Here is a 22,927-nt window from a genome sequence, read left to right as displayed (position 1 = left end):
CGGCGCCGCTCAGCCCCGCGCGTCGAGGGCGGCGGCGATCCGCTCGACCGCCTCGACCAGCACCGGACGCGGCATCGCGAAGACGAAGCGGGTGTATCCGATGGCGGCCACCCCGCACGCGGCGCCGTCGGTCATCGCGACGCCCGCGTTGTCGCGGAACCACTCGCCGAGGTCACCCGTGAGCCCGGTCTCGCGGAAGTCGAGCAGCGCGATGTAGCTGCCTTCGGGCACGATCATCCGCACGCCGGGCAGCTTCTCGTCGACCAGCTGCGCCAGCATCCGCCGGTTGCCGTCGAGGTACTCCACGACGTCGGCGAGCCACTCGCGGCCGCCCGTGTAGGCGGCGGTGTTCGCGATGACGCCGAGGGTCGAGGTGCCGTGTCCGGCCCAGAATCCGAGGCGCTCCCAGAGCTCGGCGTCGGCGTCGTTCGACAGGATCACCTGCGCGCACTTGAGCCCCGCGAGGTTCCAGGCGTTCGACGCGGAGGTCGCGGTGAACGTGTGGGCTGCCGCGGCATCCGACACCGAGGCGTAGGGGATGTGCTGGGCGGGTGCGTAGACGATCGGCGCGTGGATCTCGTCGGCGAAGACCCGGCCGCCTGCCGCGGTCACGACGTCGGCGATCGCGAGCAGCTCGTCGCGGGTCGCCACGGTGCCGAGCGGGTTGTGGGGGTTGCAGAGCACCAGCATCTCGCCACCGTCGCGGAAGGCCTGGGCGACCGCATCCAGATCCATGGTCCAGCGTCCGTCGACCTCGATGCTCGGCACCTCGATCACGCGACGGTCGCGCATGGGTGGCACCATGAGGAACGGCATGTAGGCCGGAGTCGGCACGATCACGGCCGAGCCGGGGGTGGTGAAGTGCTCGATCGCCAGCTCGAAGGCGGCGATCACGTCGGGCACGTGGTGCACGCGCGCCGCGGGGATCTCCCACCCGTACGACTCGGAGTACCAGCGGGCCGTCGCCTCAGACAGATCCTTCGCGAGCTTCTCGGGCAGGTAGCCGGTGACGCCGAGGTCGAGGGCATCCTTCACCGCGCTGTTGACCGCGGGGGCGAGTCCGAAGTCCATCTCGGCGACGAATGCGCCGATGGTGTCGGGAAAGTTCGTCCATTTGACGCTGCCCGCCGCGCGGAGGTCGTCTTGCGTGATCAGGTCGAACGCGGGGGAAGTCATGGCTCAATCCTTCCATCCGCCGACGCTGGCGGGCCCGGTTGCGGCTGCGCCCTCGGTTCCGGCCCGGTCGTTCGCAGGTTCCGACGACACTTGCATGCCGAATCAGCCCGATCGGGCATGCAGCCGTCATTCGAGCGTGCACCCGGGCCGGCACCCGGTCCCGGCGCAATCCCATTGAGCACCATCCGCACCCGTGGGAACTGCCGAAGCCCGGGCGTCGCTGTATATCGGATAGTCCTCATATGTGTGCTTACATCCTCCATATGGCCATGTTGAGGAAGTGTTCATCGACAAGGAAGTGGGAACATCACATGACATCATCCCGGCGTAATCGAGTGCTCGCGGGCGCCTTCGCCGCTTCGGCCCTGCTCGTCGTCTCGTTGACGACAGGGCAAGCGGCACAGGCGAGCGGAACCAACATCGTCGCTTCTCATGGTCTGGGCGGTTCGACCTATCTGCACATCGCGGGTGCTTCGACCACCGTCACCGGATGGGACACCAGTCACGGCCATTCCGGAGAAGCTTGGCTCAACTACTGTGGGTTCCGTTCGAAGGCATGGGGAACCCTGTCCTCAGGGTCCGCATGGAGTCAGACGACCGGCATCAATAGCGGATGCATCCCGATCGGCTTCGCGGGAGGCTATACCGGGCTCAACGTGAAAATGAAGAGCGGCACGACCGTGAAAGGCCAGTCCTATCACGATGGCGCGTGGGCTCCTGGCATCCCGCAGGTTGGCGTCTGGGCGTGATCCGTTCGAGAGGCGGAGGCTGCGTCGCCCTCGCAGCGATTGCGATGTTAGTGCTCATGGGCTGCAGTGGCAGCGAGCAGCCTCCGCCTCTCGATGTGGACTCGCTCGTCGAATCGACGAGCGAGTACCAGAAGCTGCTGCTCGAGGACGGCGTCGTCTCTGCCGACGAGTATGAGCAATCCCTTCTCGCGTATCGAACATGCGTAGAAGACGCGGGCGCGACCCCCTCGGAGATCTACGAGACGGGAAATGGCGAGAGGGCCTTCGACTATCAGGTGTTCGCCGCGGACGATGAGGATCTCGAGCGCATCAACGCCCTCGCCGAGGAGTGCCTGCCGAAATACTTCCAGGATGTGGGGAAGGTGTGGGCGTACCAGCAACTGCTCTCGCCCGCAGAGCTGCAGGACCTGCGCCCCGAGGTGGCTAAGTGTCTGCGGGGAGTCGGGATAGATGTCGACAACGACTTCACGCTTGACGACCTGGCCGATCGAGTGGCCGAGCTGGACGACCAGTCAGTGATCCAGCCGTGCGTGCAGAAGTACCCGGGCTTCTTCGCCGTCGCGCCCGACCCGAACAAGACCGATGGTGACTCGAACGAGTCGGGCGACGGGTGATTAGGTCAGGTGCCAGGCACGGCGCGAGGACGAAGCTCCTTTTCATGGTCGTGCTGATGGCGGTTCCGTTGCTCGGTCTGGGGCTGGGCGCGCTCGCCGCGGCGACGGTGAGCTCGGACGCGACCGAGGTCGCGTCCGAGACGAGCTGGATTCCCGTCGACACGTCGTCGCTGGTGGGTGAGCAGCAGGTCGGGCTCGATATGACGTGGGAAGAGCCGGTCGCTGTGATGAGCCCTGGGTGGTCAGGGCTCATCACCGCCGTCTTCGTCGCAGAAGGAGACGCTGTCACGACCGGGACGCCCGTCGTCGAGGTGGACGGGGTGCGTCGACTGGCCTACAGCGCCGAGAAGCCGCTCTTCGGGCCCGTTGGCGCCGACAGTCGGGAGGTCTCCAGGTCGACGGTGAGCGCCTTCCTGACGTCGCTCGGATACTCGACGGGCGGATCGGCCTGGACTCGCAGCGTGCTGTCCGGTATCCGTAAGTTCGCGAGCGACATCGGTGTGCCGTCAGCCGGGGAGGTCACCGCATTCGATCCGACCTGGATCGTATGGATCCCCGCCGGGCAGGTGCAGGTCGGGGGCGGCGTTCCCCGCGTGGGGAGCCCCGCGACCGACGAGGTGTTCGTCCTCCCGCCACGTCTCACGGGCATTCGACCTTCCGAGGGGGTGCGGATCCCCGACCTGTCAGGGCAGAGGTGGCAGTTGACGATAGGGGCGACGTCGAGCCCGGTGCAAAGCATTCCCCTCGTCGATCCGCCGCTGCTCGCGGCCTTCGCCGCGCAGTTCGGCGCCGACGCGCCGGAGACCGTGACCGCGACCCTCAGCCTCGAGGCACCGATGCTGGGATGGGCGGTGCCATCGAGTAGCATCCTCGTCGGTCCGAATGGTCGGCACTGTCTGATGTTCGCCGAGTCCGATGCCCTGACTGCGGCGAGCGATGCGGGTGACTTCGAACTGAGAGGGATCGAGCTGCTGGCCGGATCTCCTCCGGGTGTCGCCTGGGTGGGAGGAACGCTACCCGATAGCGGAATGGTGCTAACCCACCCTGCCGACGAGAACGATGTCGGCCAGTGCACCTAGCGTTCGAACGGGTCGGATTCCGGTACTCAGAAGCCGACCCCTGGGTGGTCGAGATGCTGTCCTTCACGGCGGAGGCCAGCAGGATCATCGGACTCGTCGGTCCCAGCGGATGCGGGAAAACGACGGTGCTTGACCTCATCGGCGGGCTTCGCCGGCCGCAGAACGGGCGCATCGTTTGGACCGGATCGGGGTCGACTTCCGGGCCTGGGGAGCCGCGCACCTCGTGGGTGATTCAAAGCAATCCCGTGCTGGTCGGGCGATCGGCGCTCGACAACGCCGCGGTGGCGTTGCTCGCACAGGGGAACAGCATGCGGCAGGCGCGGGCGGAGGCCAGAACAGTGCTGACAGCGCTCGGGTTGGCATCGCGGGCCGACGCACCTATCGGCGAGCTCTCGGGCGGCGAAACGCAGCGCGTCACCATCGCTCGCTCACTGCTTGCATCGGCACCGATCCTGATCGCCGACGAGCCGACCGGGCAGCTCGACGCAGCGAGCTCGAATCTGGTCTACGAGGCCCTGCGGGCGGCGGCCGACGCAAACAAGCTGGTGTTCGTCGCCACGCACGATCCTTGGCTCGCAGACCGTTGCGACCAGCAAATCACCCTGCGATCAGGGGGCGACTATGCGGTCGGTCGCGCTCGGTGAGCTGGTGCTCGAATCGGTGCGCTCCATCGTCGCCCGGCCCGCACTCTCCGTTCTGACCGGTCTTGCCATCGGTGCGCTGAGCCTCGGGGCCGGGCTCCTCGAGGTGCACGCGCTGAGCTCCCTCGAGGCCACTGTCGCGCAGCAGGTAGCGGCCGGATCCGAGGTCCTGGTGATCGACGCGGACGGCTCTCCGATTCCCTCCGGCCCCTGCGAGGCTCTGGCGAGGTCGGGCGACGTGCTCGAGGTCGGCAGCGTGCGGTCGGTCGTCGCTGTGAGATTGGACGATGGCGGGGCGTCGTCGTTCCAGCTGGCGACCGTGAGCCCCGGCTACCTGCGCGTCGTCGCTCCCACGTCACTGAGCGTGCACGCCGTGGTCGCGGGCAGCGCGATCTCCGACACTCTCGGGGTCGGCGCCGGAAGCCTGGTGCGTCTGACCGATGGACGAAGTCTTCGGGTGGGGGCGGTGCTGCCGGCCGGTGCGAGGACGCGAGATCGCGACCGATGGATGCTCGAGATCGCCCCTGCTGCGGCAGGCGCGTCTGTGGCGGAGTGCTGGATCGAGAGCAGGCGGGGGAGCCTCGACCGGGTTCGAGAGATGGTGCCTGCGCTGTTCGGTTCCGTCGACAACCTCCGGGTGCGTTCCCTTGTCTCGACCGACGTGGTGACCGCCGCACAGGCGCAGTATGAGGGCCGCGTCACCCGGTGGAGCTGGGTGCCGGTCGCCGTGACCTGCGTGGGCATGCTGGTCATCTCGCTGCGACCCCGGTGGCCCGAGTTCGCGCTGTACAGGATCGTCGGCTTCTCTGCGGCCGACATAGCGGTGATGTTCGCGCTGGAAGCTTGGCTTCTGGCGACTCCCGCTGTGCTGCTGATGCTCGTTGCCGGCGTCTCCTTCCTCCTCTCTTCGGGCGGTCTCACGCCCCAGACGTTCAGCGTGCTGGCCGCGACTTCCGGGATGTGCGCATCGACGATTTCTCTGGGGATCGCGGCGCTGACTCCGCTGCTGTGGAGCATCGATCTGCCGCGTTACCTCAAAGGGCGAGGGTAGGCCACGCCATTGAGCACCATCCGCACCCGTGCCAGGATTGCCCCGACTCGGCTCGCGGCATCGCGGGCCGACTGTGACGAAGGGATTCTCATGCAGCTGGCGATGATCGGACTCGGCCGGATGGGCGCCAACATCGTGCGCCGCCTCATGCGCGACGGGCACGAATGCGTGGTCTACGACGTCAACACGGATGCCGTGCAGGCGCTGGTCGCCGAGGGGGCCACAGGCGCCGACAGCATGGCCGATCTGGCGTCGAAGCTCGAGGCGCCGCGGGCAGTGTGGATGATGGTGCCCGCCGGACTCACCGGAGCGGTCGCCGACCAGGTCGCCGAGGTGCTCGACGAGGGCGACATCCTGATCGACGGCGGCAACTCGAACTACCGCGACGACGTGCGCCGGGCGAAGGCTCTGCGCGAACGCGGCATCCACTACGTCGACGTCGGCACGAGCGGCGGAGTCTTCGGACTCGACCGCGGATACTGCCTGATGGTCGGCGGACCCGATGAGGCCGTGCAGCGCATCGAGCCGGTGCTGAAGACGATCGCTCCGGGTGTCGGCGAGATCGAGCGCACCCCCGGCCGCACGGGAGACCTGACCCCCGAGGAGCAGGGCTATCTGCACTGCGGACCGTCGGGCGCGGGGCACTTCGTGAAGATGGTGCACAACGGCATCGAATACGGCATCATGGCGTCGATCGCCGAGGGACTCAACCTGCTGCACAACGCGGATGCCGGGGTGCGCGAGGCCGAGCACTCGGCCGAGATCGCCCCGCTGGAAGAGCCGGAGTACTACCAGTTCCCCATCGACACCTCGAAGGTCGCCGAGCTGTGGCGGCGCGGGTCGGTGATCTCGTCGTGGCTGCTCGACCTGACCGCCGCCGCGCTCGCCGACAACCCGACGCTCGATGGTCTCGCCGGCCGGGTCTCGGACTCGGGTGAGGGCCGCTGGACGGTCAAGGCCGCCGTCGATGTGGGCGTGCCCGTGCCTGTGCTGTCGGCATCGCTGTTCGAGCGCTTCGCCTCGCGCGGCGAAGACCACTTCGCCAACCAGGTGCTCTCGGCGATGCGCCTGCAGTTCGGCGGGCACCAGGAGCTGCCGGCCGGCGATGTGCTCGAGGCCGGCTCGCGCAAGGCGGATTCCGACAACGCCTGATCGCATCGCCGCTCGGGCTCGTCGAGTGCGGCCTCGGTGATGACCGGGGCCGCATCGCTCCCTGAGAGGAAGGGCATCCGCATGATCCAGACCCGCCGGGCGCGCCCCGCGGATGCTCTCGAGGTCGCCGAGATGCTGCACGCTTTCAACACCGAGTTCGACACCGAGACGCCGGGGGCCGAGGTGCTCGCCGAGCGCTTGGGCATGCTGCTCGCCGAGCCCTCGACCTTCGCGGTGCTCGGCGGCGACCCGGCCGTCGGGGTCGCGCTGGTGACGCTGCGCTCGAACGTGTGGTCCGACGGCCCGGTCGCGCTGCTCGACGAGATGTATGTCGCGCCGGCGCAGCGCGGCACCGGCATCGGTTCGGCGATCCTGCTCCACATGGTCGAGATCTGTCGCGAACTCGGCGTCGCGACGATCGAGATCAACGTCGACGAATCGGATGCCGACGCGATGCGCTTCTACGAACGGCACGGCTTCAGCGGCGTGGACCCGGATTCCGGTGAGCGGGCGTTCTACTTCTACCGATCGCTCGGGTCGCTCGACGCGGGCGCCGCGACTGGATGACCTGAGCGCGCTCAGTCGCAGGCGATCCCGTCTCCGTCGCGGTCGAGGTCGTAGATGTCCGAGCCCACGACCTGCACCGGTCCCTGCACGTAGGCGGGTCCGTCTCCGCTGCCGCCCGCGCAGTCGACATCGCTGGCGATCGGCACGCACGCTCCGGTGTAGTTCGAGTCACAGCCGCCGCCGCCCTGCTGCACGAGCGGCACGGGCGCGGGTGCGGGTGCGGGGGCCACGGGAACAGAGACCGGAGTCGGGGCCTTGCTTCCGATCGCCGTGATCTCGTTGACCGGCTGCACCGAGATCGCTTCGCTGACGACCTCGCGCGAGACCTCGACGCCGTCGACCAGAGTCAGGCGATAGGTGATCACCTTCACGCCGTTGACACCCGCCGCGACGAGCGCCGTGGCGCCCTGGTCGAGCTGCGGGTCGTCGACCGTCGACGCCTCGAACGGCACGGGCACCTCTTCGGTCGCGGTCTCGAAGGTGGTCGGAGTCGGAGTCGGCGTCGGCGTCGGGGTCGGAGTCGAGCTCGCCACCGCGGCGAAGCTCTGGGGCTCGGATGCCGTCGGGCTGCTGCCGCTGTTCGCGCTAGCGATGCCCCCGCCGGTCACCAGCAGCGCCGCCATGCCGAGGGCGACGACGCCCGACATCCGCGTGCGGAGTCCCAGCGCGGGAAGGGGACGAGCGATCATGACGTAGAGCGCGACGCCGACGACGGCTGTCGCGACGAGAAGGATCGCGATCGGAGACAGTCGGGCGAGCACACCCCCGACCACGAGCGCAGCCACGATGATGCCCGCGTTGCGCCATCCGACCCTTCGCTTCGCGGAAGCGGGTGCGGATGCAGGAGCGGGAGCGGATGCCGGAGGCGCGGTCGTCGCCGTCTGGGTCGTCGCCGCCTTGGCGGGCGAGGGAGCGACGGCATCCGTCCAGCGGTGGCCGTCCCACCAGCGCAGCTGGTGCGGGTCTTCCGGGTCGGGATGCCAGGCGGCAGGCGGCTGAGACATGAGAGTTCCCCTCGACGATGAGGCGACGAATCGCCGGTGCCCCCAGAGCACCTCTGCCTGTATATCGGTTACTGGACGCCGCGTACAAGTAACGATTCCGTCGCCTTGCCGAGTGCGGCAGAGATGCGGCGCTCCCGGACGACCTAGCGCCCGACCGTGACTCCTCGGAGGAGCACCGACGTCGATTCGTTCACGGCTGGCACCTCCTCAGATTCCTGCACGGGACTCGAGTACTACGCCGGGGCGTTCGAGCGGGCCATCAGTATTCTGGCCGCATGTACTCGGAAGCGTTCCTCGTCTCGCTCGTGCTCTCCATCGCCGGGGCACTCATCGGCCTGCTGGTGCTGTGGTTGGTGATCTACACGGCTGTGCGCGCTGCGCTGACCTCGCATCGTGAGGCGCTCGGCGCCGACCAGCGCTTCGCCAACCGGTCGTAGTCCGGGGCGATGATCTCGATCACCACCCACTCGGGGGAGGGTGCCGAGGGACTCGACGGGGATGTGCTCAGCATCTGGAACGAGGCGTTCGGACCCGTGGCCGACCCCCGCGAATGGCGCTCCTTCGTGTGGGATCGCCACCGCGCCCGCGACGGGTATCGGCTCGTCACCGCCCGCGATGATGAACGGATGCTGGGCTTCGCCTGGGGATACACGGGCGAACGGGGACAGTACTGGTCCGACCACGTGTCCCGCGAGGTGGGGTCGGCGCTCGACGAGTGGATCGGTGGACACTTCGAGTTCGTCGAGTTGGCGGTGCGCCCGGACGCGCAACGGAGGGGAATCGGTCTGCAGCTGCACGACGCGCTGATCTCCGACCTTCCGCACGCGCGGGCACTGCTGTCGACGTCAGGCGATGCCGACGACGCCGGTGTGCGGCTCTACGAGTCGGCCGGATGGGTGACCCTCGGCTTCTATGGCGATGAGCGCCGGGTGATGGGGCTGGCCTTCCCGGATGCGGCGCGATTTCGACGATCGGACGAGCCTCAGCCCTGAGTGCTGTTCCACCCCACCCAGTCCGGTCGATCGACGATGCAGAAGCGGTTCCCTTCCGGGTCTTCCATGATGACGTAGTCGGCATCGTCGGGCCGGTTGTCCCAGTGCACCTCGCGGGCGCCGAGTTCGGCGAGACGGCGGACCTCGGCATCCTGATCGTCGGCGTAGATGTCGAGGTGAATGCGCGGCGGCAGCACACGCTCGGAGTGCTGGGCGTCGAGGGCGATGCAGGGAGCATCCGCGTCGCGCGGCTTCAGCACGACCCAGTCGTCGGATGCCGGGTCGCGCTCGACGTAGTCGAGCGCTGCCTGCCAGAAGCGCGACTGAGCACGCAGGTCGTTCACACGGATCACGATCGACACAATCTTCAACATGCGCGTCAGTGTAGGCAGGTGCCCAGTCGACGGCGACGGGCTTGCGCGATGCGCATGTGGCTGTCGTTCGTTGGGTGATCCGGGCCGGATGCCACTCTTCCGACCGTCGCGCACCGAAAGTACGCTGAATCCGTGATGCACCGCCCGCATCGAAGGAGATCGGCGAGATGAGACCACTGCGCTACGCGATCAACGTCACGCTCGACGGCTGCGTCCATCACGAGGCGGGGGTCGCTCCCGACGAGGAGCTGATGGGCTTCTGGACCGTCGTGATGGAACGAGCGGATGCCGTCATCTACGGTCGGACGACCTACGAGATGATGCAGGGCGCGTGGCGGCGCCCGGCGTCCGGAGTGTGGCCCGATTGGATGAGCGAGTGGGAGGTCCCGTTCGCGGACGCCCTTGACCGCATCCCTAAGCACGTCGTCTCGTCCACGCTGGAGTCGGTCGACTGGAACGCCGAGCTGGTGCGCGGTGACCTGGTTGATGCGGTGCGCGGGCTCAAGGCCCAGCCGGGGGAGGGACTGTCGGTCGGAGGTGTGACGCTGCCTCTCGCGCTGGCGAACGAGGGGCTGATCGACGAGTACACGTTCGTCGTGCATCCGATCATCGCCGGCCACGGCCCGAGACTCCTAGACGGACTGAGCGAGCTCACACGGCTAGAGCTCATCGACCGCCGCGAGTTCGGGTCCGGGGTCATCGCTCAGACTTATCGCCCCGCCCCCGTTCGCTGAGCGAGCCCGGCGGACTCGAGCGAGACGAAACGCGCCACGTCACGAGTCCGGCTCACCGCGTTTCGTCTCAGGCGACGTCGTCGTCTTCTCTCAACGACCGACGCCGCCGTTCACTCGAAGATCCGGGCGACCGGCGATCCTCCTTCATGTGGTGCCCATCCGGGGTCGCCTGTCGCGATGAACGCCGTGAACGAGCCGTGCATCTCGTCGGCGAGCGTGCGTGGGGCCCCGGCGAAGTAGCGGCGGGCGTCGTCGCCGAGAAGGTCGATCGTGTCGAGCACATCGGCGCTGAAGGGCAGGTCGATGCCGTGCGCGGCTCCCGCAGGCTCGTCCGCCGCATGCCACCGGAACTCGTAGAGCCACGACCGCCCGGGGCGTTCCTCGACGAATCGCCGCGTGGGGCCGCGAAAGCTCCACTCGGTCCACGCGGCCTCGTTGACGAGATCGGGGTCTGTCAGCCGGCGGTCGCTCTCGGCGTACCTCGCCCGGGTGGCTGCGTCGACCTGCAGGGCCCGGCGCAGGCCGCGTCGCCCGAGTGCGCGCACGAGCGGTATCGCCGTGAGCGCCTGGACGAAGCCGATTGTCTCGTTCTGCACCGTTCCTGCAAGAAGACGGGCTGTCGACGTCCCGGCGATGGCCGCCGGCGCCTCGGGCAGCAGCGCCGTGCCGTGCACCGCGCGGAACGGCGTGATCATGAGCGGTTCGGGGTCGCCGCGCAGCAGCCGCATCGCGAATCGGGTGGCGAGTCGCTGTGCCGCCGCCGTCGTGCGCTCGACAGGCACGCTCCGCATCGCGTCGGCAGTCGGCGCGACCCGCAGAGAACGCGCGACCCGCCTGGTCTGCCTCTCGGCCGCAGCGACGTCGAACGATGCGATGGTCGACCCGCTCTGGGCGATGGCCTGGTGGAACAGACCTGCAGAGCGAGGCATGGCCAGGTGGGTATAGACGCTGACGCCCCCGGCGGACTGCCCCATGATCGTGACGCGTGCCGGATCGCCGCCGAACGCGGCAATGTTGCGCTGCACCCATTCGAGCGCGGCGATCTGGTCGCGCAGCCCGAGGTTGTCGTGCCCCTCGCCGAGGAACAGGAAGCCGTCGATGCCCAGCCGGTAGTTGATGCTCACGTGCACGATGCCGTCGCGCGCGAACGAGCGACCCGAATAGAGGGGGAGCGATCCGGCTCCCGAGACGTAGCCGCCGCCGTGGATGTGCACGACCACCGGCAGGCCGGCCGCCCCGGGCTCCGGGGTCCAGATGTCCAGTGCCAGACAGTCCTCGCCTGTGGTGGTGGGCGCGTACATCGGCGCCCAGGGGTCACTCGGGGCGGTCGCGGGCTGCGGTGCTGCCGCACTCGACCGCGTCGCGTCGCGCATCCCGTCCCAGGTCTCGGGAGGCTCCGGCGCGAGGAACCGGCGGGCTCCGAACGGCGGTGCCGCATAGGGGATGCCGCGGAACACGTGCAGGTCTCCCTGCCGCTCCCCCCGCACGTCTCCGCTCTCGGTGCGCACCACGGTGTTCAGCTGCGTCATCGTCTCAGCATCCCTTCATCGGCGCAGGAGGTCGACCACGGTGCGCTCCCACTCCCGCGCACCGTCGACGCCCCGCGTGTAGGCAAGACTCCCATGCGTCATGCCGGCGAACCGGTGCAGCGTGCTCGGCGTCCCGTGCTTCTGCAGCGCCGCGGCGTACGCCTCTCCGTCGCCTCGGAACACGTCGAACTCCGCGACGAGCACGTGTGCGGGTGGCAGCCCGGAGAGGTCGGGGGCGAACAGGGGAGACACGGTGGGCGAGAGCGGATCGGCTCCGGCGAGGTAGTTCTCGGCGAGTTCGCGCATCATGGGCACCATCGCGTCAGCATCCAGCCCGAGATGCTCCGCGACGTCGAGCGTGAGGTGCCCGCCGGTGAGGTCGGCGACGGGAACCTCGAGGATCTGCCGACGGATCGGGATGCCGTCGCCATCGCGATTCACCAGCGCCAGGACCGCTGCGATGTCCCCTCCGGCAGACATGCCGCCGATCGAGAGGGCCGACGGGTCGATGCCGAGATCCGCCGCGCTGTCGGCCATCCACCGGAGCACCGCCGTGGCCTGCTCGATCGCCGCGGGATACGGCTCTTCGGGGGCCAGCGCGTATTGCGGAGCGACGATCACGGCCTGAGCCTTCGCCGCCCGTGCGCGCAGGATCGCGTCGACGCTGGGAAAATGCAGCCCTCCTTGCCGGAACGCCCCGCCGAAGAAGAACAGGTGACCGGTCCGTGCATCCGGCGAGGCCTCCCCGTCGTCGGGGGTGTAGATGTGCACCGAGACGGGTCTGCGGCCGGCGACGGGCACCGAGACGACGCGCACGGAGACGCCCACGGAGGTGGGCGGGGGCGATGCGACGAGCGGGAGGACCACCTCCTCGTCCACGCGCAGGGCGAGCGCGCGCTGCTCGGTCGGCGACGTCACGGCGATCGAAGACATCAGGGTGATGGCTCGTGCCTCGGCGTCGGCGATGATCGGGTCGATCGGCATGTTGTCTCCTTCGACATGTCGGGATGGTCCCATCCGATCATATCGAAGTGCTTCGAACAAGCACTTGACAAGAATCGTCGGAACACGCTCTCATAGACACACCCACCTTCACCGGGAAGGTCTCGACAGCGCTCTCGCGCTCAGAAGGGCACTGACAATGTCGTCACAGCACACCTCGCGCACGCGTCGGATGGTCGCGTTCGCTGCCGCCGCCGTCGCGCTCGCCGCATCCCTCACCGCCTGCGCTCCCCCCTCGGGAGGCGGGTCGAGCTCGGCCGGAACACCGCCCGAGCTGCGGATCGCCATGCAGGCAGGGCCGGGCACACTCGACCCGGCGACGATCAACCAAGCCGCCCAGTGGTACGTCGACCTCGCCTACAGCCCCCTGATCCAGTCGTCATCGGACGGCACGCTGCGGCCCGGGCTCGCGACCGAGTGGGAGTACATCGGCGAGGGCAACACGCAGTTCCGGCTGACGCTCCGCGAGGGCGTGACCTTCGCCGACGGCAGCGCGCTGACGGCCGAGGGTGTCAAGCAGCACCTCGAATACGTCAAGGCTGCGGGAGGGCAGATGTCGGGTGTGCTCGCGACGCTCGAAAGCATCGACACACCCGACGAGCTGACCGTCGAGCTCACCTTCTCGACGGGCAACCCCGAGCTGCCGTTCTACTTCTCGCAGGGCGGCGTCGGCCTCGCCGACGTCATCAGTCCGACCGGGCTGGAGAACACCGACAGTCTCGGCACCATGACCGCGGGCGCCGGACCCTACGTGCTCGACGCGCAGGCGACGATCGCGAACGACACGTACGTCTACGTGCCGAACGAGAACTACTGGGATGAGGAGAACATCCACTGGAGCAAGGTGACCATCAAGGTCATCCCGAACCTCAGCTCCACCCTCAACGCGATGAAGTCGGGGCAGATCGACTTCACGACCGGCGATTACACGACGGCGACCGAGGCCGAGAAGGCGGGACTCCAGGTGCACTTCGTGCCGAACGTGTTCTCGGGTCTGAACCTGCTCGACCGCGAGGGCACGCTCGTTCCGGCGCTCGGCGATCAGCGCGTGCGTCAGGCCATCAATCACGCGATCGACCGCGAGGCGATCGTCGAGGCCCTGTACGGCAAGTGGGGGTCGGCGACGACCCAGACGACCCACGGCGTCGGCTACGTCGAGGCTCTCGACGACCGCTACGAATACGACCCCGAGAAGGCGAAGGATCTCCTGGCCGAGGCCGGGTACCCCGACGGCTTCACGCTGCCGGTCGTGTCGGCACCGTTCTTCAACGGCGACACGATGGTGCAGGCGATCGCGGGTCAGCTGAGCGAGGTCGGCATCACGGTCGAGGCCGACAGCAAGGCCGACGTCAACGAGTACGTCACGAAGATGGCGTCGGGCGAGTATCCGGCTGCATGGATCGGCTTCGGCACGCTGCCGATGTTCGTGGAGTCCCAGCAGCTGTACGGCCCGGATGCCCTGTTCAACGCCTTCAAGACCACGGATGCCGAGCTCACGGCGCTCACGCAGCAGCTCGCCGTCGCTCCGGCGGAGGAGGTGCGCGATCTCAGCGAGCAGATCGAGACGCGCCTGGTCGACCTCGCCTGGTACGCACCGGTGGCCTGGGCACCGCTGGGACAGTACGCGACCGATGCGATCGACCCCGAGGCCGTCACCACCACCACGGGCGAGCACCCGATCGCGGCGATCGTGGATCTCGAGCCGGCCGGCTGATGACCACCACCGTCACGGTCACGCTGCCTCGTCAGCGCGGCGGGCTGTTCGCCCGCCGCCTGGCGAGCTGGCTGGCCACCTCGCTGCTGCTGCTGTTCGTCGTCTCGGTGCTCACGTTCCTGCTGGTCTCGCTCGCTCCCGGCGACGCGGCCCGCACGATCCTGGGGCAGACCGGAACCCAGGAGCAGTACCTCGCTCTGCGTCAGCAGCTCGGGCTCGACGACCCCTTCATCGTGCGGTACGGGCAGTGGCTGGGCTCTGCGCTGCAGGGAGACCTCGGCGTCTCGATCTTCAGCAACCAGCCGGTCGTGTCGCTGATCGGCTCGCGCCTGGGCGTCACGCTGGCACTCGTCGCGGGAAGCCTGCTGTTCTCGGTCGTCGTCGGGGTGCTCCTCGGAGTCGCCGGGGCCCGCAGCCGAGGGCCGGTCGGTCGCCTCATCGACGTGCTCGCCCTCGTGGGAGTCTCGGTGCCCACGTTCTGGCTGGGATTCCTGCTCGTCTCGCTCTTCGCGGTGACCCTGCCGCTCTTCCCGGCGACAGGCTACGTCGACTTCTCGTACTGGCCGTTCGGATGGTTCCTGAGTCTCGTCCTCCCCGTGCTCACCCTCGGCCTGGGCGGTGTCGCGGTGATAGCGAAGCAGACCCGCGATGCGATGCGCACGCAGCTCTCGCGCGAGTTCGTCACCGCCATGCGGGCGCAGGGCCTCAGCGAGCGCTCCATCGTGTACCGGCACGTGCTGCGCAACGCCGCGATCCCGGTGACCACCGTGATCGGCCTGATGATGATCGGCCTGTTCAGCGGCACGGTGCTGGTCGAGAACGTCTTCGCGCTGCCCGGCCTCGGCGGACTCGTCGTCGAGGCGACCTCACGCCACGACATCCCGGTCGTGCAAGGTGTCGCCCTCACGTTCGCCCTGTTCGTCGTGGTGACGAACCTGCTCATCGACGTCCTCTACGGCGTCCTCGACCCGAAGGCGAAGACCACATGACCTCTCTGCGTGCGTTCCTCCGCAACCCTCTCGCCGTCGTCGCGCTCGGCTTCATCGTCGTGGTGGTGCTCGCGTGCGCGTTCGCGGGTGTCGTGGCTCCCGCGGGTCCGCTCGCTCAGGATCTGGCGAGCGCGAACCAGCTGCCGTCGGCGGCGCACTGGCTGGGCACCGACACGCTCGGCCGCGACATCCTCAGCCGACTGCTGTTCGGTGGGCAGATCACGCTGGTCGGCACGCTGATCGCGACGACCGTCTTCATCGTCCTCGGCGTGCCCCTGGGGCTCGTGGCCGGATACCGCGGCGGATGGGTCGACAAGATCCTCAGCCGTGTCGTCGAGATCCTGTTCGCGGTTCCCGTCATCGTGATCCTTCTCGTGGTGCTCTCGGTGTTCAGCACAAACATCGCCGCGGCCATGATCACCCTCGGCATCCTCGGTTTCGGAAGCGTCTTCCGCGTCGTCCGCGCGACGACTCTCGCCGCCTCCGCCGAGCTGTATGTGCGTGCGGCCCGCGCATCGGGCCTTCGTCCGGCGGCGATCGTCACCGGCCACATCCTGCCCAACCTCGCCGGCCCGGTGTCGGTGCAGGTCACGCTCTTCGCGGCGGGCGCCGTGCTCGTCGAGAGCGGGCTCGCATTCCTCGGATTCTCGGTCGCCCCACCCGCGCCGAGTTGGGGAGCGATGGTGAAGGATGCCGCGGCGAATCTCACCAGCAACCCGTGGGAGCTCGTTCCTCCAGGGCTGCTGATCGCGCTCTTCGTGCTCGCTCTCGGGATCGTCGGCGACGGAGTCCGCGATGCCATCACCCAGCGCAGCGGAGCGCCGACCACAGCGAGACGAGCTGCTGTCGACGCGGTGTCGGATGCCGGCACGCACGACCCGGATGCTCTCCTGAGCGTTCGGGGCCTCACGGTCGCGTCCGGATCGACGGTCGTCGTGCGCGATGTCAGTTTCGACGTCGCCCGCGGCGAGGTGCTCGGCATCGTCGGAGAGTCGGGCAGTGGCAAATCGGTCACCGGGCGAGCCGTTCTCGGTCTGCTGGCCCAAGGCGGGCGCGTGGTCGGCGGCAGCATCCGGTATCAGGGTGCCGACGTCACGCGCGGCTTCGGGCGTCGTCGGGGTTCGGGCATCGGACTGATCCCTCAGGAGCCGATGAACACGCTCGACCCCGTCTTCACGATCGGCTCGCAGTTGAGAGAGGCCGTGCGCACGAACGACCGGGGCGACCGTCGCGCGACGCAGGAGCGCATGCTCGAGCTGCTCGATCTCGTCGGTCTGCCGCAACCCGACGCGGTCGCGCGCATGTATCCGCACGAGCTGTCCGGTGGAATGGCGCAGCGCGTGGGCATCGCGCTGGCGCTGTCGAGTCGTCCTTCGCTGCTCATTGCCGATGAGCCGACCACCGCGCTCGACGTCACCGTGCAACGGCAGATCCTCGATCTGCTCGCCGACCTTCGCGAAGGCCTCGACACGTCGATCATCCTCGTCACCCACGACTGGGGAGTGCTCGCCGATCTGTGCGACCGCGCCCTCGTCATGTACGCGGGTGAGGTCGTGGAGCAGGCCGACATCGTCGGGCTGTTCGCCCGGCCCCTGCATCCGTACACGCGGGCGCTGATCGCCGCGAACCCGCAGACCGCCGCTCCGGGCGAGCCGCTGCCGGTGATCCCCGGGCAGGTGCCCGAACCCGCAGCCTGGCCCACCGGATGTCACTTCGCGGGTCGCTGTCCGCTCGCCAGCGACGCGTGCCGAGCCGTGCCGATTCCGATGGTCGTGCCCGAGCCGGAACGCGAGAGCCGCTGCATCCGCACCGACGAGCTGAGCGAGGTGTTCGCATGAGCGATGCGGCGCAGATGCCCCTGATGTCGATCGAGAATCTGGTCGTCGACTATCGCGCCCGACGGCGCGGGCAGTCGGTGCGGGCGAGCGATGACGTGTCGCTGCAGATCGCGCCGGGTGAGACGCTGGGTCTCGTGGGCGAGAGTGGCTCGGGCAAGTCCACGATCGGCAACGCCGTGCTGGGGTTCACTCCCGCGTCGAGCGGCCGCATCGTGTTCGACGGCGAGGACATCACGCATGCCTCTGCCGCGCGGCGACGACAGCTCACGAAGGACATCCAGGTGGTGTTTCAGAACCCGTATGCGTCGTTGAACCCTGCGCTCACGATCGGTCAGACGCTGAGCGAGCCGTTGCGCGCCCACGGCATCGCGACGAAGGCTGCCGACCGAGACGCGCGCATCGCGACCTGGCTCGACGTCGTGGGGCTCCCCGCTGCGGCCGCGCAGAAGTACCCCGCCGACTTCTCGGGTGGTCAGCGCCAGCGCATCGCGATCGCGAGAGCGCTGCTCGTCGAACCGCGCCTGGTGGTCTGCGACGAGGCCGTCAGTGCCCTCGACCTGTCGATCCAGGCGCAGATCCTCAACCTGTTGAGAGATCTGCAGCAGCGCACGGGAGTCAGCTTCCTGTTCATCACCCATGACCTCGCCGTGGTCGAGCACGTCGCGCACCGCCTGGCCGTGCTCCACCGGGGCCGTGTGATCGAGTCCGGCGCCACCGCCGATGTCATCGGGTCGCCGCAGGATCCGTACACGCGAAGACTCCTCGACGCCGTCCCCTCTCCCGACCCGGTCGTGCAACGCGCCCGCCGACTCCGAAAGATCGTTCGATGACCCTCACCGCTCCGCACCTCGACCCGATGATCCGCGCGTGGCAGATGCGCATCGAAGACGTCACGGGCGAGCAGGATCCGGATGCCGATGAGCGCACCCGCTCACGGATGCTCAGCGACCGGCTGTTCGCGGAGTTCGGTGAGATCCCGTCTCCCGCCGAGCGGATCACGCACGTCATCGCCTCGGGCGCGGGTGATCTGAGGATCGACGAGTATCGGCCCGCCGGAGCGGTGGGCGAACTGCCCGCCTACCTCGTGCTGCACGGCGGAGCGTTTCGGCTGGGCGATCTCGACGAGCTCATCAACGTCGCGTTCTGCAGCAACAGGGCCGTCGACGCCGGCTACGCCGTGTTCTGCCCGGAGTACGCTCTGGCGCCCGCGAGGCCGCACCCCGCGGCATCCATCGACGCGCAGGCGGCGCTCGCGTGGATGATCGACCACAGCGCCGATCTGGCCATCGATGCGCAGCGCATCGTGGTGGGCGGCGTGTCGGCGGGTGGCGCGCTCGCGGCATCCCTGTGTCTGTGGGCGCGCGACAACGGCCTCGACGTGAGCGGACAGCTGCTCGAGGTTCCCGTGGTCGATATCTCCGATGACGCGCCCTGGTTGCCGGAGTACGGCGAGCTCAACGGTCTGCCCTCGGTGAGCGATCTGCGTGCAGGATATGCGAGCGAGCAGGAGGCCGAGACCCCGGCCGTCTCGCCGCTGCGGGGAGACCTGCACGACCTGCCGACCACGCACGTCATGACGGCGGAGTTCGATCCGCTGCGCGCGGGTGGCGAGGCATTCGCCGAGCGGCTGATCGCGGCCGGCAACCGGGTGACCGCCACGCGACACCTCGGCGCCCTGCACGGAACCCAGGCGCTGCTGAAGGGCTATCGCGGTGCGCGGCTCTGGCACCGCGAGGTCGTCGCGGTGCTGCGCGACTTCGCCGAGCGCGACGCCCAGGCCTGAGCTGTCCGGGCCGGAGCTGTCCGGGCCGGAGCTGTTCAGGCCTGAGTTGTTCAGGCCTGAACAGCAGCGCCTGAGGACCCTCGCGCCCGGAACATGAGGGGGAGCTCGACCTGGGTGGGGGCGGTATCGGGGTGGGCGATCAGATCGCGCAGGAGGCGGATCGCCTGCCGCCCGCTCTCGCGCAGGGGGTTCGCGACCGTCGACAGATCGAGAGCCGCCGCCGCATCGTCATCGTCGAAGCCGATCACCGAGACGTCTGACGGAACGTGGAGTCCCGCTTCGCGTGCCGCACCGAGCACGCTGAGCGCGACCAGGTCGCGGTGGGCGAACGCGGCCGTCGGCACCCAGTCGGAGTCTCCGCGCCAGTAGGCGTCGACGACCTCGCGACCGGCAGATGGCGTGCGGCTCACCGTGATCTCGCGGACCGCGTCAGCGCCGAGCACCGAGCGGAGTCCGTCGACGCGCTGCTGTGCCGGGGAGTCGTCGAGGAACGACGTCTCGGTCTCGCGCACGAAGACCACGCGGCGGTGTCCCCCCGCCACGAGGCGGGCGCCCACCAGCTGTCCGCCCCCGAAGTCATCAACCCAGACGCTCGACAGCAGCGGATGCTTCTGGTCGATCAGAACCGTGGGGAGCCGGGTCGCGAGGCGCTCTGCCGCAGCATCCTGCAGGGGGATGCCCATGATGATGAGTCCATCGACGTGTCCGCGCACCGGCAGGGTCTCGAGCAGAGGGGAGTCGGAGGTCGCGATGTCTTCATGGTCGAACACCACGAGCTGCGTGCCGTCTTGGCCGAGGGCCTCCAGCGCGCCAGCCATTCGCTCGGCGAAGCTCGGGTATGACGAGAACGGGGCCACCATCGCGATGCGCCCGACTCCGGCCTTGGCGCGCGCGATCGCGCGCTCCTTCGGCACGAAACCCAACTCGTCGGCGACCTGAAGCACGTGCGCGCGGGTCTTCGCGCTCACCCGGGAGGGATGATTGATCGCCAGTGAGACCGTCGAGATGCTCACGCCGGCGCGGCTGGCGACCTCGTAGATGGTCGCGGGATTCGACATGGGTCCTCGTCTCGAAGTGCTTCGACAACATCATGCCACTTCGATCCGTGGTCCACCCCGGTCGTTTAGCCTCACACCTCGGTAGCCTGGTCTGATGCCCCGTCCCCGAAGTGAAGCCGCGCGCCAATCCGTGCTCGAGGCGATGCGCGCAGCCGTCATCGCCGGCACCTACGAAGCGGTGACCATTGAGGGACTCGCCGAGACGGCATCCGTCTCGAAGCAGACGATCTACCGGTGGTGGCCGTCGAAGGCGGCGATCCTTGGTGAGGCGCTGCTCGAGGGAGACCTGCCCGGAGCCGACCCCGCCGTCGCGATGAGCGACGACATCCGCGCCGATCTGCATGCCTGGTTCTCCGCGATGTCCGCCGGGCTCGCGCGCCCAGAGGGCGTCGCACTCGCCCGGGCGCTGATCGCAGTGACCGCCACCGACCACGAACTCGGACTCGCGCTCAATGAGCGTCTTGCGGCGCCGATCCGCTCGTGGGTCGCCGAACGGATCGCGCGCGGACAGTCGGCGGGCGAGATCCGGGCCGACGTGGATGCCGACGCCATCGCCGACCAGCTCATCGCCATGGCGTCGTATGCGGCGCTGATCGGTCAGCCGTTGAGCGCGGATCGCGTCGAGGAGGCGGTGACGCGGCTGCTGCGGGGCATCGCCCGGTAATCGCATCCGATCGCCGTGCCCGGCCATCGGGCGGCCGACTCTCGCTGAGACGGTCACGCCTCGGTGAACTGCGGAGCGGACGCGTAACGGCGGCGCTCTCGCGCGAGTCCGACCTGCCAGGCACCGGCGCACAGCGCCCAGACGACGCACACCACGCCGACGATGGCCGCGGCCAGCGGGAGCGCGTCGAGCCCTCCGGCGGTTCCGTCACGGTCGGCCTGCACACCCGCTGCGAAGAGCGCGGCAGCGCCCCACCAGCTCAGCGCGACGCCGACCGCCGCGGCAAGGGCGAGTAGGAGGATGCGGATCGTCATGAGGTGTCCTTGGTCAGGCGGGCTGCGCCGCGAGCTGGGGATGGTGTGAAGTATCCGTCGGCATCCGTCTCCTGACAACCCGATCGCAGAACATTGCGGCCCCGTGGTGTCGGACCGCGGATACCCTGGCCACGAGAACTCGACGCCGACGACGGGAACGGGCATGACATTCGCCGACATCACGATCGTTCCAGTGCCGACGGAACGCAAGGCCGCGTATCTGGACTTCTCGGCGCGGATGGCCGCCGTGTATCGCGACCACGGCGCGATCAGCGTCGTCGACTACTGGCAGTCGGGCGGTGCGGCCGACCAGTCCGACTTCCACGCGGACGACACCTCCTACGAACCGGACGAGCTCAGAAACCTGACCGACGTCATCGGAGCGGATGCCGCAGAGTCCGTTGTCGTGACGGTGACGACCTGGCCATCGCGTGAGGTCCGCGATGCGGGGACGGCCGCTGTCACGCGGGATCCTCGCGTGCTGGCGACGCTCGATGAAGAGCCTGTGTTCGACGGTGCGCGCGTGATCGGTGAGAGCTTCGAGATTGCGATGAGCGATCCGCGCGGCGACTGACTGAGGCCCCCGCGGGCTGGTGGTGTCGGCTACGGGGTGCAGTAGGCGAGCATTGCGTCGGTCGCCGTGCGCATCTCCGTCGTCGCGGCATCCAGGCCCGTCATGTCGCCCGCGATGGCCTTCTCGCCCTCGGCGGTGAAGGCGTCGATGCTTGTCGTCCACGAGTCGCGGAGGGTGACGAACTCCTCGGGTCCGTCGACACCACGGATGTTCTCGGCGACCTTCTTGACCTCGTCGAGCGCCGCCTGCGCGGCCTCGGGCGTCGGCGAGCTGACACTGCCGATCACACCGGTCACCTGCGCGGCCTGAGCGGCGACCTGACCGCAGGCGGCGATCGTCGATGCCTGCGAGCATCCGGAGAGCAGCAGGATGCCGACGGCCAGCGACGCGAACGCGGGGAGCTTCTTCATGAGAGCCAGGGTAGGCGGCGCAGATGTGAGGACTAAACGAGCTCAAGGCATCTTCGCGGCGGAGGCCATGTTCGCCCGCTGCAGCTTCATGAACTCAGGTGAGTCGACGCGCGTAATCTTTTCTAGCCGGCGCAGTTGAGCGCGAATTTGCTTCTTTACTTCACGCAGGTCCTCGGCATCGCGCCTCAAATCGTCATACAACCAGCGCGCAACACGGTATGCCCATAGTCGCTCATATGGATCAGAGAGAACGAGCCTCTTCAGCTCCCCGGTTTGGTCCATGAAATACAGTCCAGATTCATCTGTTAAGGAATCCACGTACATTTCTTGCCAAGCCGCGCCACCGATGTTTCGATCGAGCAGAGCCGTGCCGCAGACCATGAGGGCGCCCAAACGATTACCTTGGTTTCGACGTTGGAGGTGCTCAATTGACGAGAGCTGCCGCCCGATGTCTCGCCGCAGCTTCTGCACCTTGCTCCAGGGCAAGTTGACTTCGAGCCAGCGGAGCACGTCGCCGAGGGTCGAAGCCACCAGCGACGAAACTGGGAGGCTGATCACGATCGACAGTGTGGCGGCCACGGTGAACAGCGACACCCAGTAGTTGACTTGGTCAACCGGTGCTAGGTCTCGGGCAGGGTCTCGAGACAAGTTCCGCAACGCCGCAAACTCGGAGGACGTAAGCAGCAGGGCGAGTACGAAAAAGGCCACTGACCACCGCACCCGCCGCGCACGATGTTTGTATGCGGCCTTCTTGCTCATCCGCCGGACGATGAGCCTGGCCTCGATAACGAATGCGAGCGCAAGGACCGGGATAATCTGCGCAACTGCACCCCAGTACCCCGCGAGATCCCCGTGAGTCACCGAGCCAGCATACTGCGAGGGGTCTGCGACGGCGGAATCCTCGCCAACTGGGTGTTCG

26 protein-coding genes are annotated in these 22,927 nt (G+C 68.3%); 17 read left to right on the top strand and 9 right to left on the bottom strand.

The features are described from left to right. Positions 1 to 9: 9 nt before the first annotated feature. Positions 10 to 1,176, bottom strand: a complete 1,167-nt coding sequence (locus AB0N61_RS15900) for an aminotransferase class I/II-fold pyridoxal phosphate-dependent enzyme (RefSeq protein ID WP_363365320.1) — start codon at positions 1,174 to 1,176, stop codon at positions 10 to 12. A 311-nt stretch (positions 1,177 to 1,487) separates the two neighbouring features. Here AB0N61_RS15900 and AB0N61_RS15895 point away from each other — a divergent pair, with 311 nt between their 5' ends. The 7 genes from AB0N61_RS15895 (at position 1,488) to AB0N61_RS15865 (ending at position 7,029) form a co-directional block, all read left to right on the top strand. Continuing rightward, positions 1,488 to 1,925: a hypothetical protein gene (locus AB0N61_RS15895; RefSeq protein ID WP_363365319.1), complete on the top strand. Its 438-nt coding sequence runs from the start codon at positions 1,488 to 1,490 to the stop codon at positions 1,923 to 1,925. Positions 1,926 to 2,020: 95 nt separating this feature from the next. After that, on the top strand, positions 2,021 to 2,539 hold the full coding sequence (locus AB0N61_RS15890; RefSeq protein ID WP_363365318.1) for a hypothetical protein: 519 nt from the start codon (positions 2,021 to 2,023) through the stop codon (positions 2,537 to 2,539). Positions 2,540 to 2,595: 56 nt separating this feature from the next. After that, on the top strand, positions 2,596 to 3,618 hold the full coding sequence (locus AB0N61_RS15885; protein ID WP_363365316.1) for a hypothetical protein: 1,023 nt from the start codon (positions 2,596 to 2,598) through the stop codon (positions 3,616 to 3,618). A gap of 53 nt (positions 3,619 to 3,671) precedes the next feature. Then, a complete protein-coding gene (locus tag AB0N61_RS15880; RefSeq protein WP_363365315.1) occupies positions 3,672 to 4,262 on the top strand; it encodes an ATP-binding cassette domain-containing protein in 591 nt (196 codons plus the stop codon). Beyond that, positions 4,240 to 5,310 (top strand): hypothetical protein, encoded by a 1,071-nt coding sequence (locus tag AB0N61_RS15875; RefSeq protein WP_363365314.1) that lies wholly within the window; start codon positions 4,240 to 4,242, stop codon positions 5,308 to 5,310. The genes AB0N61_RS15880 and AB0N61_RS15875 overlap by 23 nt, the downstream gene beginning before the upstream one ends. Before the next feature lie 90 nt (positions 5,311 to 5,400). After that, entirely contained in the window at positions 5,401 to 6,462 is a 1,062-nt protein-coding gene (gene gnd, locus AB0N61_RS15870; protein ID WP_363365312.1) for a phosphogluconate dehydrogenase (NAD(+)-dependent, decarboxylating), read from the top strand. Between the two features lie 81 nt (positions 6,463 to 6,543). Beyond that, on the top strand, positions 6,544 to 7,029 hold the full coding sequence (locus AB0N61_RS15865; RefSeq protein WP_363365311.1) for a GNAT family N-acetyltransferase: 486 nt from the start codon (positions 6,544 to 6,546) through the stop codon (positions 7,027 to 7,029). An 11-nt stretch (positions 7,030 to 7,040) separates the two neighbouring features. Here AB0N61_RS15865 and AB0N61_RS15860 read toward each other — a convergent pair whose 3' ends face one another. Next, positions 7,041 to 8,033 carry a G5 domain-containing protein gene (locus tag AB0N61_RS15860; protein WP_363365309.1) on the bottom strand — a complete coding sequence of 331 codons (993 nt, stop codon included), beginning with the start codon at positions 8,031 to 8,033 and terminating at the stop codon, positions 7,041 to 7,043. 275 nt (positions 8,034 to 8,308) lie between these two features. On the opposite strand from AB0N61_RS15860, the gene AB0N61_RS15855 reads away from it, so the two are divergent. Together AB0N61_RS15855 and AB0N61_RS15850 are read left to right on the top strand one after the other, a co-directional pair. Then, a complete protein-coding gene (locus AB0N61_RS15855; protein ID WP_363365308.1) occupies positions 8,309 to 8,470 on the top strand; it encodes a hypothetical protein in 162 nt (53 codons plus the stop codon). A 9-nt stretch (positions 8,471 to 8,479) separates the two neighbouring features. Further along, positions 8,480 to 9,025 (top strand): GNAT family N-acetyltransferase, encoded by a 546-nt coding sequence (locus AB0N61_RS15850; RefSeq protein WP_363365307.1) that lies wholly within the window; start codon positions 8,480 to 8,482, stop codon positions 9,023 to 9,025. On the opposite strand, the gene AB0N61_RS15845 is transcribed toward AB0N61_RS15850, so the two are convergent. Continuing rightward, on the bottom strand, positions 9,016 to 9,399 hold the full coding sequence (locus tag AB0N61_RS15845; protein WP_363365306.1) for a VOC family protein: 384 nt from the start codon (positions 9,397 to 9,399) through the stop codon (positions 9,016 to 9,018). The genes AB0N61_RS15850 and AB0N61_RS15845 overlap by 10 nt on opposite strands. A gap of 167 nt (positions 9,400 to 9,566) precedes the next feature. Here AB0N61_RS15845 and AB0N61_RS15840 point away from each other — a divergent pair, with 167 nt between their 5' ends. Continuing rightward, complete coding sequence (locus tag AB0N61_RS15840; RefSeq protein ID WP_363365304.1) at positions 9,567 to 10,133, top strand: dihydrofolate reductase family protein; 567 nt, start codon at positions 9,567 to 9,569, stop codon at positions 10,131 to 10,133. 110 nt (positions 10,134 to 10,243) lie between these two features. Here the strand turns inward: AB0N61_RS15840 and AB0N61_RS15835 are convergent, their stop codons facing one another. Both AB0N61_RS15835 and AB0N61_RS15830 read right to left on the bottom strand, forming a co-directional pair. Then, entirely contained in the window at positions 10,244 to 11,662 is a 1,419-nt protein-coding gene (locus tag AB0N61_RS15835) for a carboxylesterase family protein (protein WP_363365303.1), read from the bottom strand. 15 nt (positions 11,663 to 11,677) lie between these two features. Next, on the bottom strand, positions 11,678 to 12,646 hold the full coding sequence (locus AB0N61_RS15830) for an alpha/beta hydrolase (RefSeq protein ID WP_363365302.1): 969 nt from the start codon (positions 12,644 to 12,646) through the stop codon (positions 11,678 to 11,680). A 157-nt stretch (positions 12,647 to 12,803) separates the two neighbouring features. On the opposite strand from AB0N61_RS15830, the gene AB0N61_RS15825 reads away from it, so the two are divergent. Genes AB0N61_RS15825 through AB0N61_RS15805 form a run of 5 tightly spaced genes read left to right on the top strand, consistent with a single transcriptional unit; the run spans position 12,804 to position 18,988 of the window. Continuing rightward, positions 12,804 to 14,378, top strand: a complete 1,575-nt coding sequence (locus AB0N61_RS15825; RefSeq protein ID WP_363365301.1) for an ABC transporter substrate-binding protein — start codon at positions 12,804 to 12,806, stop codon at positions 14,376 to 14,378. After that, positions 14,378 to 15,367 carry an ABC transporter permease gene (locus AB0N61_RS15820; protein ID WP_363365300.1) on the top strand — a complete coding sequence of 330 codons (990 nt, stop codon included), beginning with the start codon at positions 14,378 to 14,380 and terminating at the stop codon, positions 15,365 to 15,367. The genes AB0N61_RS15825 and AB0N61_RS15820 overlap by 1 nt, the downstream gene beginning before the upstream one ends. Further along, positions 15,364 to 17,205, top strand: coding sequence for a dipeptide/oligopeptide/nickel ABC transporter permease/ATP-binding protein (locus tag AB0N61_RS15815; RefSeq protein WP_363365299.1), 1,842 nt, complete (start codon positions 15,364 to 15,366; stop codon positions 17,203 to 17,205). Before AB0N61_RS15820 ends, AB0N61_RS15815 begins: the two co-directional genes overlap by 4 nt. Beyond that, positions 17,202 to 18,035, top strand: a complete 834-nt coding sequence (locus AB0N61_RS15810) for an ATP-binding cassette domain-containing protein (protein ID WP_363365298.1) — start codon at positions 17,202 to 17,204, stop codon at positions 18,033 to 18,035. Before AB0N61_RS15815 ends, AB0N61_RS15810 begins: the two co-directional genes overlap by 4 nt. Then, the gene (locus tag AB0N61_RS15805) at positions 18,032 to 18,988 is read left to right on the top strand and encodes an alpha/beta hydrolase (RefSeq protein WP_363365296.1); all 957 of its coding nucleotides are present in this window, start codon (positions 18,032 to 18,034) and stop codon (positions 18,986 to 18,988) included. The genes AB0N61_RS15810 and AB0N61_RS15805 overlap by 4 nt, the downstream gene beginning before the upstream one ends. Before the next feature lie 50 nt (positions 18,989 to 19,038). Here AB0N61_RS15805 and AB0N61_RS15800 read toward each other — a convergent pair whose 3' ends face one another. Beyond that, positions 19,039 to 20,046, bottom strand: coding sequence for a LacI family DNA-binding transcriptional regulator (locus AB0N61_RS15800; protein ID WP_363365295.1), 1,008 nt, complete (start codon positions 20,044 to 20,046; stop codon positions 19,039 to 19,041). Positions 20,047 to 20,140: 94 nt separating this feature from the next. Here AB0N61_RS15800 and AB0N61_RS15795 point away from each other — a divergent pair, with 94 nt between their 5' ends. Beyond that, a complete protein-coding gene (locus tag AB0N61_RS15795) occupies positions 20,141 to 20,710 on the top strand; it encodes a TetR/AcrR family transcriptional regulator C-terminal ligand-binding domain-containing protein (RefSeq protein ID WP_363365294.1) in 570 nt (189 codons plus the stop codon). Positions 20,711 to 20,763: 53 nt separating this feature from the next. Here AB0N61_RS15795 and AB0N61_RS15790 read toward each other — a convergent pair whose 3' ends face one another. Further along, on the bottom strand, positions 20,764 to 21,024 hold the full coding sequence (locus AB0N61_RS15790; RefSeq protein ID WP_363365293.1) for a hypothetical protein: 261 nt from the start codon (positions 21,022 to 21,024) through the stop codon (positions 20,764 to 20,766). 163 nt (positions 21,025 to 21,187) lie between these two features. Between AB0N61_RS15790 and AB0N61_RS15785 the strand changes: the two genes are divergently transcribed. Then, positions 21,188 to 21,598: a DUF1428 family protein gene (locus tag AB0N61_RS15785; RefSeq protein ID WP_363365292.1), complete on the top strand. Its 411-nt coding sequence runs from the start codon at positions 21,188 to 21,190 to the stop codon at positions 21,596 to 21,598. 29 nt (positions 21,599 to 21,627) lie between these two features. On the opposite strand, the gene AB0N61_RS15780 is transcribed toward AB0N61_RS15785, so the two are convergent. Together AB0N61_RS15780 and AB0N61_RS15775 are read right to left on the bottom strand one after the other, a co-directional pair. Next, positions 21,628 to 22,008 (bottom strand): hypothetical protein, encoded by a 381-nt coding sequence (locus tag AB0N61_RS15780; RefSeq protein WP_363365291.1) that lies wholly within the window; start codon positions 22,006 to 22,008, stop codon positions 21,628 to 21,630. A 42-nt stretch (positions 22,009 to 22,050) separates the two neighbouring features. Then, positions 22,051 to 22,869: a hypothetical protein gene (locus AB0N61_RS15775; protein WP_363365290.1), complete on the bottom strand. Its 819-nt coding sequence runs from the start codon at positions 22,867 to 22,869 to the stop codon at positions 22,051 to 22,053. Positions 22,870 to 22,927: the final 58 nt, after the last annotated feature.

This window comes from Microbacterium sp. NPDC089320 (assembly GCF_040684875.1).
Lineage (GTDB): Bacteria > Actinomycetota > Actinomycetes > Actinomycetales > Microbacteriaceae > Microbacterium.
Note: the sequence above shows the minus strand (reverse complement) of the source record. Positions and strands in the feature narration are given on the sequence as shown.

Bases quoted from the DNA above. Each gene is read 5' to 3' on its own strand.
- AB0N61_RS15835 (WP_363365303.1), bottom strand. From the start codon at position 11,662: ATGACGCAGCTGAACACCGTGGTGCGCACCGAGAGCGGAGACGTGCGG.
- AB0N61_RS15880 (WP_363365315.1), top strand. From the start codon at position 3,672: ATGCTGTCCTTCACGGCGGAGGCCAGCAGGATCATCGGACTCGTCGGT.
- AB0N61_RS15820 (WP_363365300.1), top strand. From the start codon at position 14,378: ATGACCACCACCGTCACGGTCACGCTGCCTCGTCAGCGCGGCGGGCTG.
- AB0N61_RS15850 (WP_363365307.1), top strand. From the start codon at position 8,480: ATGATCTCGATCACCACCCACTCGGGGGAGGGTGCCGAGGGACTCGAC.
- AB0N61_RS15785 (WP_363365292.1), top strand. From the start codon at position 21,188: ATGACATTCGCCGACATCACGATCGTTCCAGTGCCGACGGAACGCAAG.
- AB0N61_RS15815 (WP_363365299.1), top strand. From the start codon at position 15,364: ATGACCTCTCTGCGTGCGTTCCTCCGCAACCCTCTCGCCGTCGTCGCG.
- AB0N61_RS15895 (WP_363365319.1), top strand. From the start codon at position 1,488: ATGACATCATCCCGGCGTAATCGAGTGCTCGCGGGCGCCTTCGCCGCT.
- AB0N61_RS15855 (WP_363365308.1), top strand. From the start codon at position 8,309: ATGTACTCGGAAGCGTTCCTCGTCTCGCTCGTGCTCTCCATCGCCGGG.
- AB0N61_RS15860 (WP_363365309.1), bottom strand. From the start codon at position 8,033: ATGTCTCAGCCGCCTGCCGCCTGGCATCCCGACCCGGAAGACCCGCAC.
- AB0N61_RS15885 (WP_363365316.1), top strand. From the start codon at position 2,596: ATGGCGGTTCCGTTGCTCGGTCTGGGGCTGGGCGCGCTCGCCGCGGCG.
- AB0N61_RS15780 (WP_363365291.1), bottom strand. From the start codon at position 22,008: ATGAAGAAGCTCCCCGCGTTCGCGTCGCTGGCCGTCGGCATCCTGCTG.
- AB0N61_RS15800 (WP_363365295.1), bottom strand. From the start codon at position 20,046: ATGTCGAATCCCGCGACCATCTACGAGGTCGCCAGCCGCGCCGGCGTG.
- AB0N61_RS15795 (WP_363365294.1), top strand. From the start codon at position 20,141: ATGCCCCGTCCCCGAAGTGAAGCCGCGCGCCAATCCGTGCTCGAGGCG.
- AB0N61_RS15840 (WP_363365304.1), top strand. From the start codon at position 9,567: ATGAGACCACTGCGCTACGCGATCAACGTCACGCTCGACGGCTGCGTC.
- AB0N61_RS15875 (WP_363365314.1), top strand. From the start codon at position 4,240: ATGCGGTCGGTCGCGCTCGGTGAGCTGGTGCTCGAATCGGTGCGCTCC.
- AB0N61_RS15865 (WP_363365311.1), top strand. From the start codon at position 6,544: ATGATCCAGACCCGCCGGGCGCGCCCCGCGGATGCTCTCGAGGTCGCC.
- AB0N61_RS15825 (WP_363365301.1), top strand. From the start codon at position 12,804: ATGTCGTCACAGCACACCTCGCGCACGCGTCGGATGGTCGCGTTCGCT.
- AB0N61_RS15830 (WP_363365302.1), bottom strand. From the start codon at position 12,646: ATGCCGATCGACCCGATCATCGCCGACGCCGAGGCACGAGCCATCACC.
- AB0N61_RS15790 (WP_363365293.1), bottom strand. From the start codon at position 21,024: ATGACGATCCGCATCCTCCTACTCGCCCTTGCCGCGGCGGTCGGCGTC.
- gnd (WP_363365312.1), top strand. From the start codon at position 5,401: ATGCAGCTGGCGATGATCGGACTCGGCCGGATGGGCGCCAACATCGTG.
- AB0N61_RS15805 (WP_363365296.1), top strand. From the start codon at position 18,032: ATGACCCTCACCGCTCCGCACCTCGACCCGATGATCCGCGCGTGGCAG.
- AB0N61_RS15900 (WP_363365320.1), bottom strand. From the start codon at position 1,176: ATGACTTCCCCCGCGTTCGACCTGATCACGCAAGACGACCTCCGCGCG.
- AB0N61_RS15810 (WP_363365298.1), top strand. From the start codon at position 17,202: ATGAGCGATGCGGCGCAGATGCCCCTGATGTCGATCGAGAATCTGGTC.
- AB0N61_RS15845 (WP_363365306.1), bottom strand. From the start codon at position 9,399: ATGTTGAAGATTGTGTCGATCGTGATCCGTGTGAACGACCTGCGTGCT.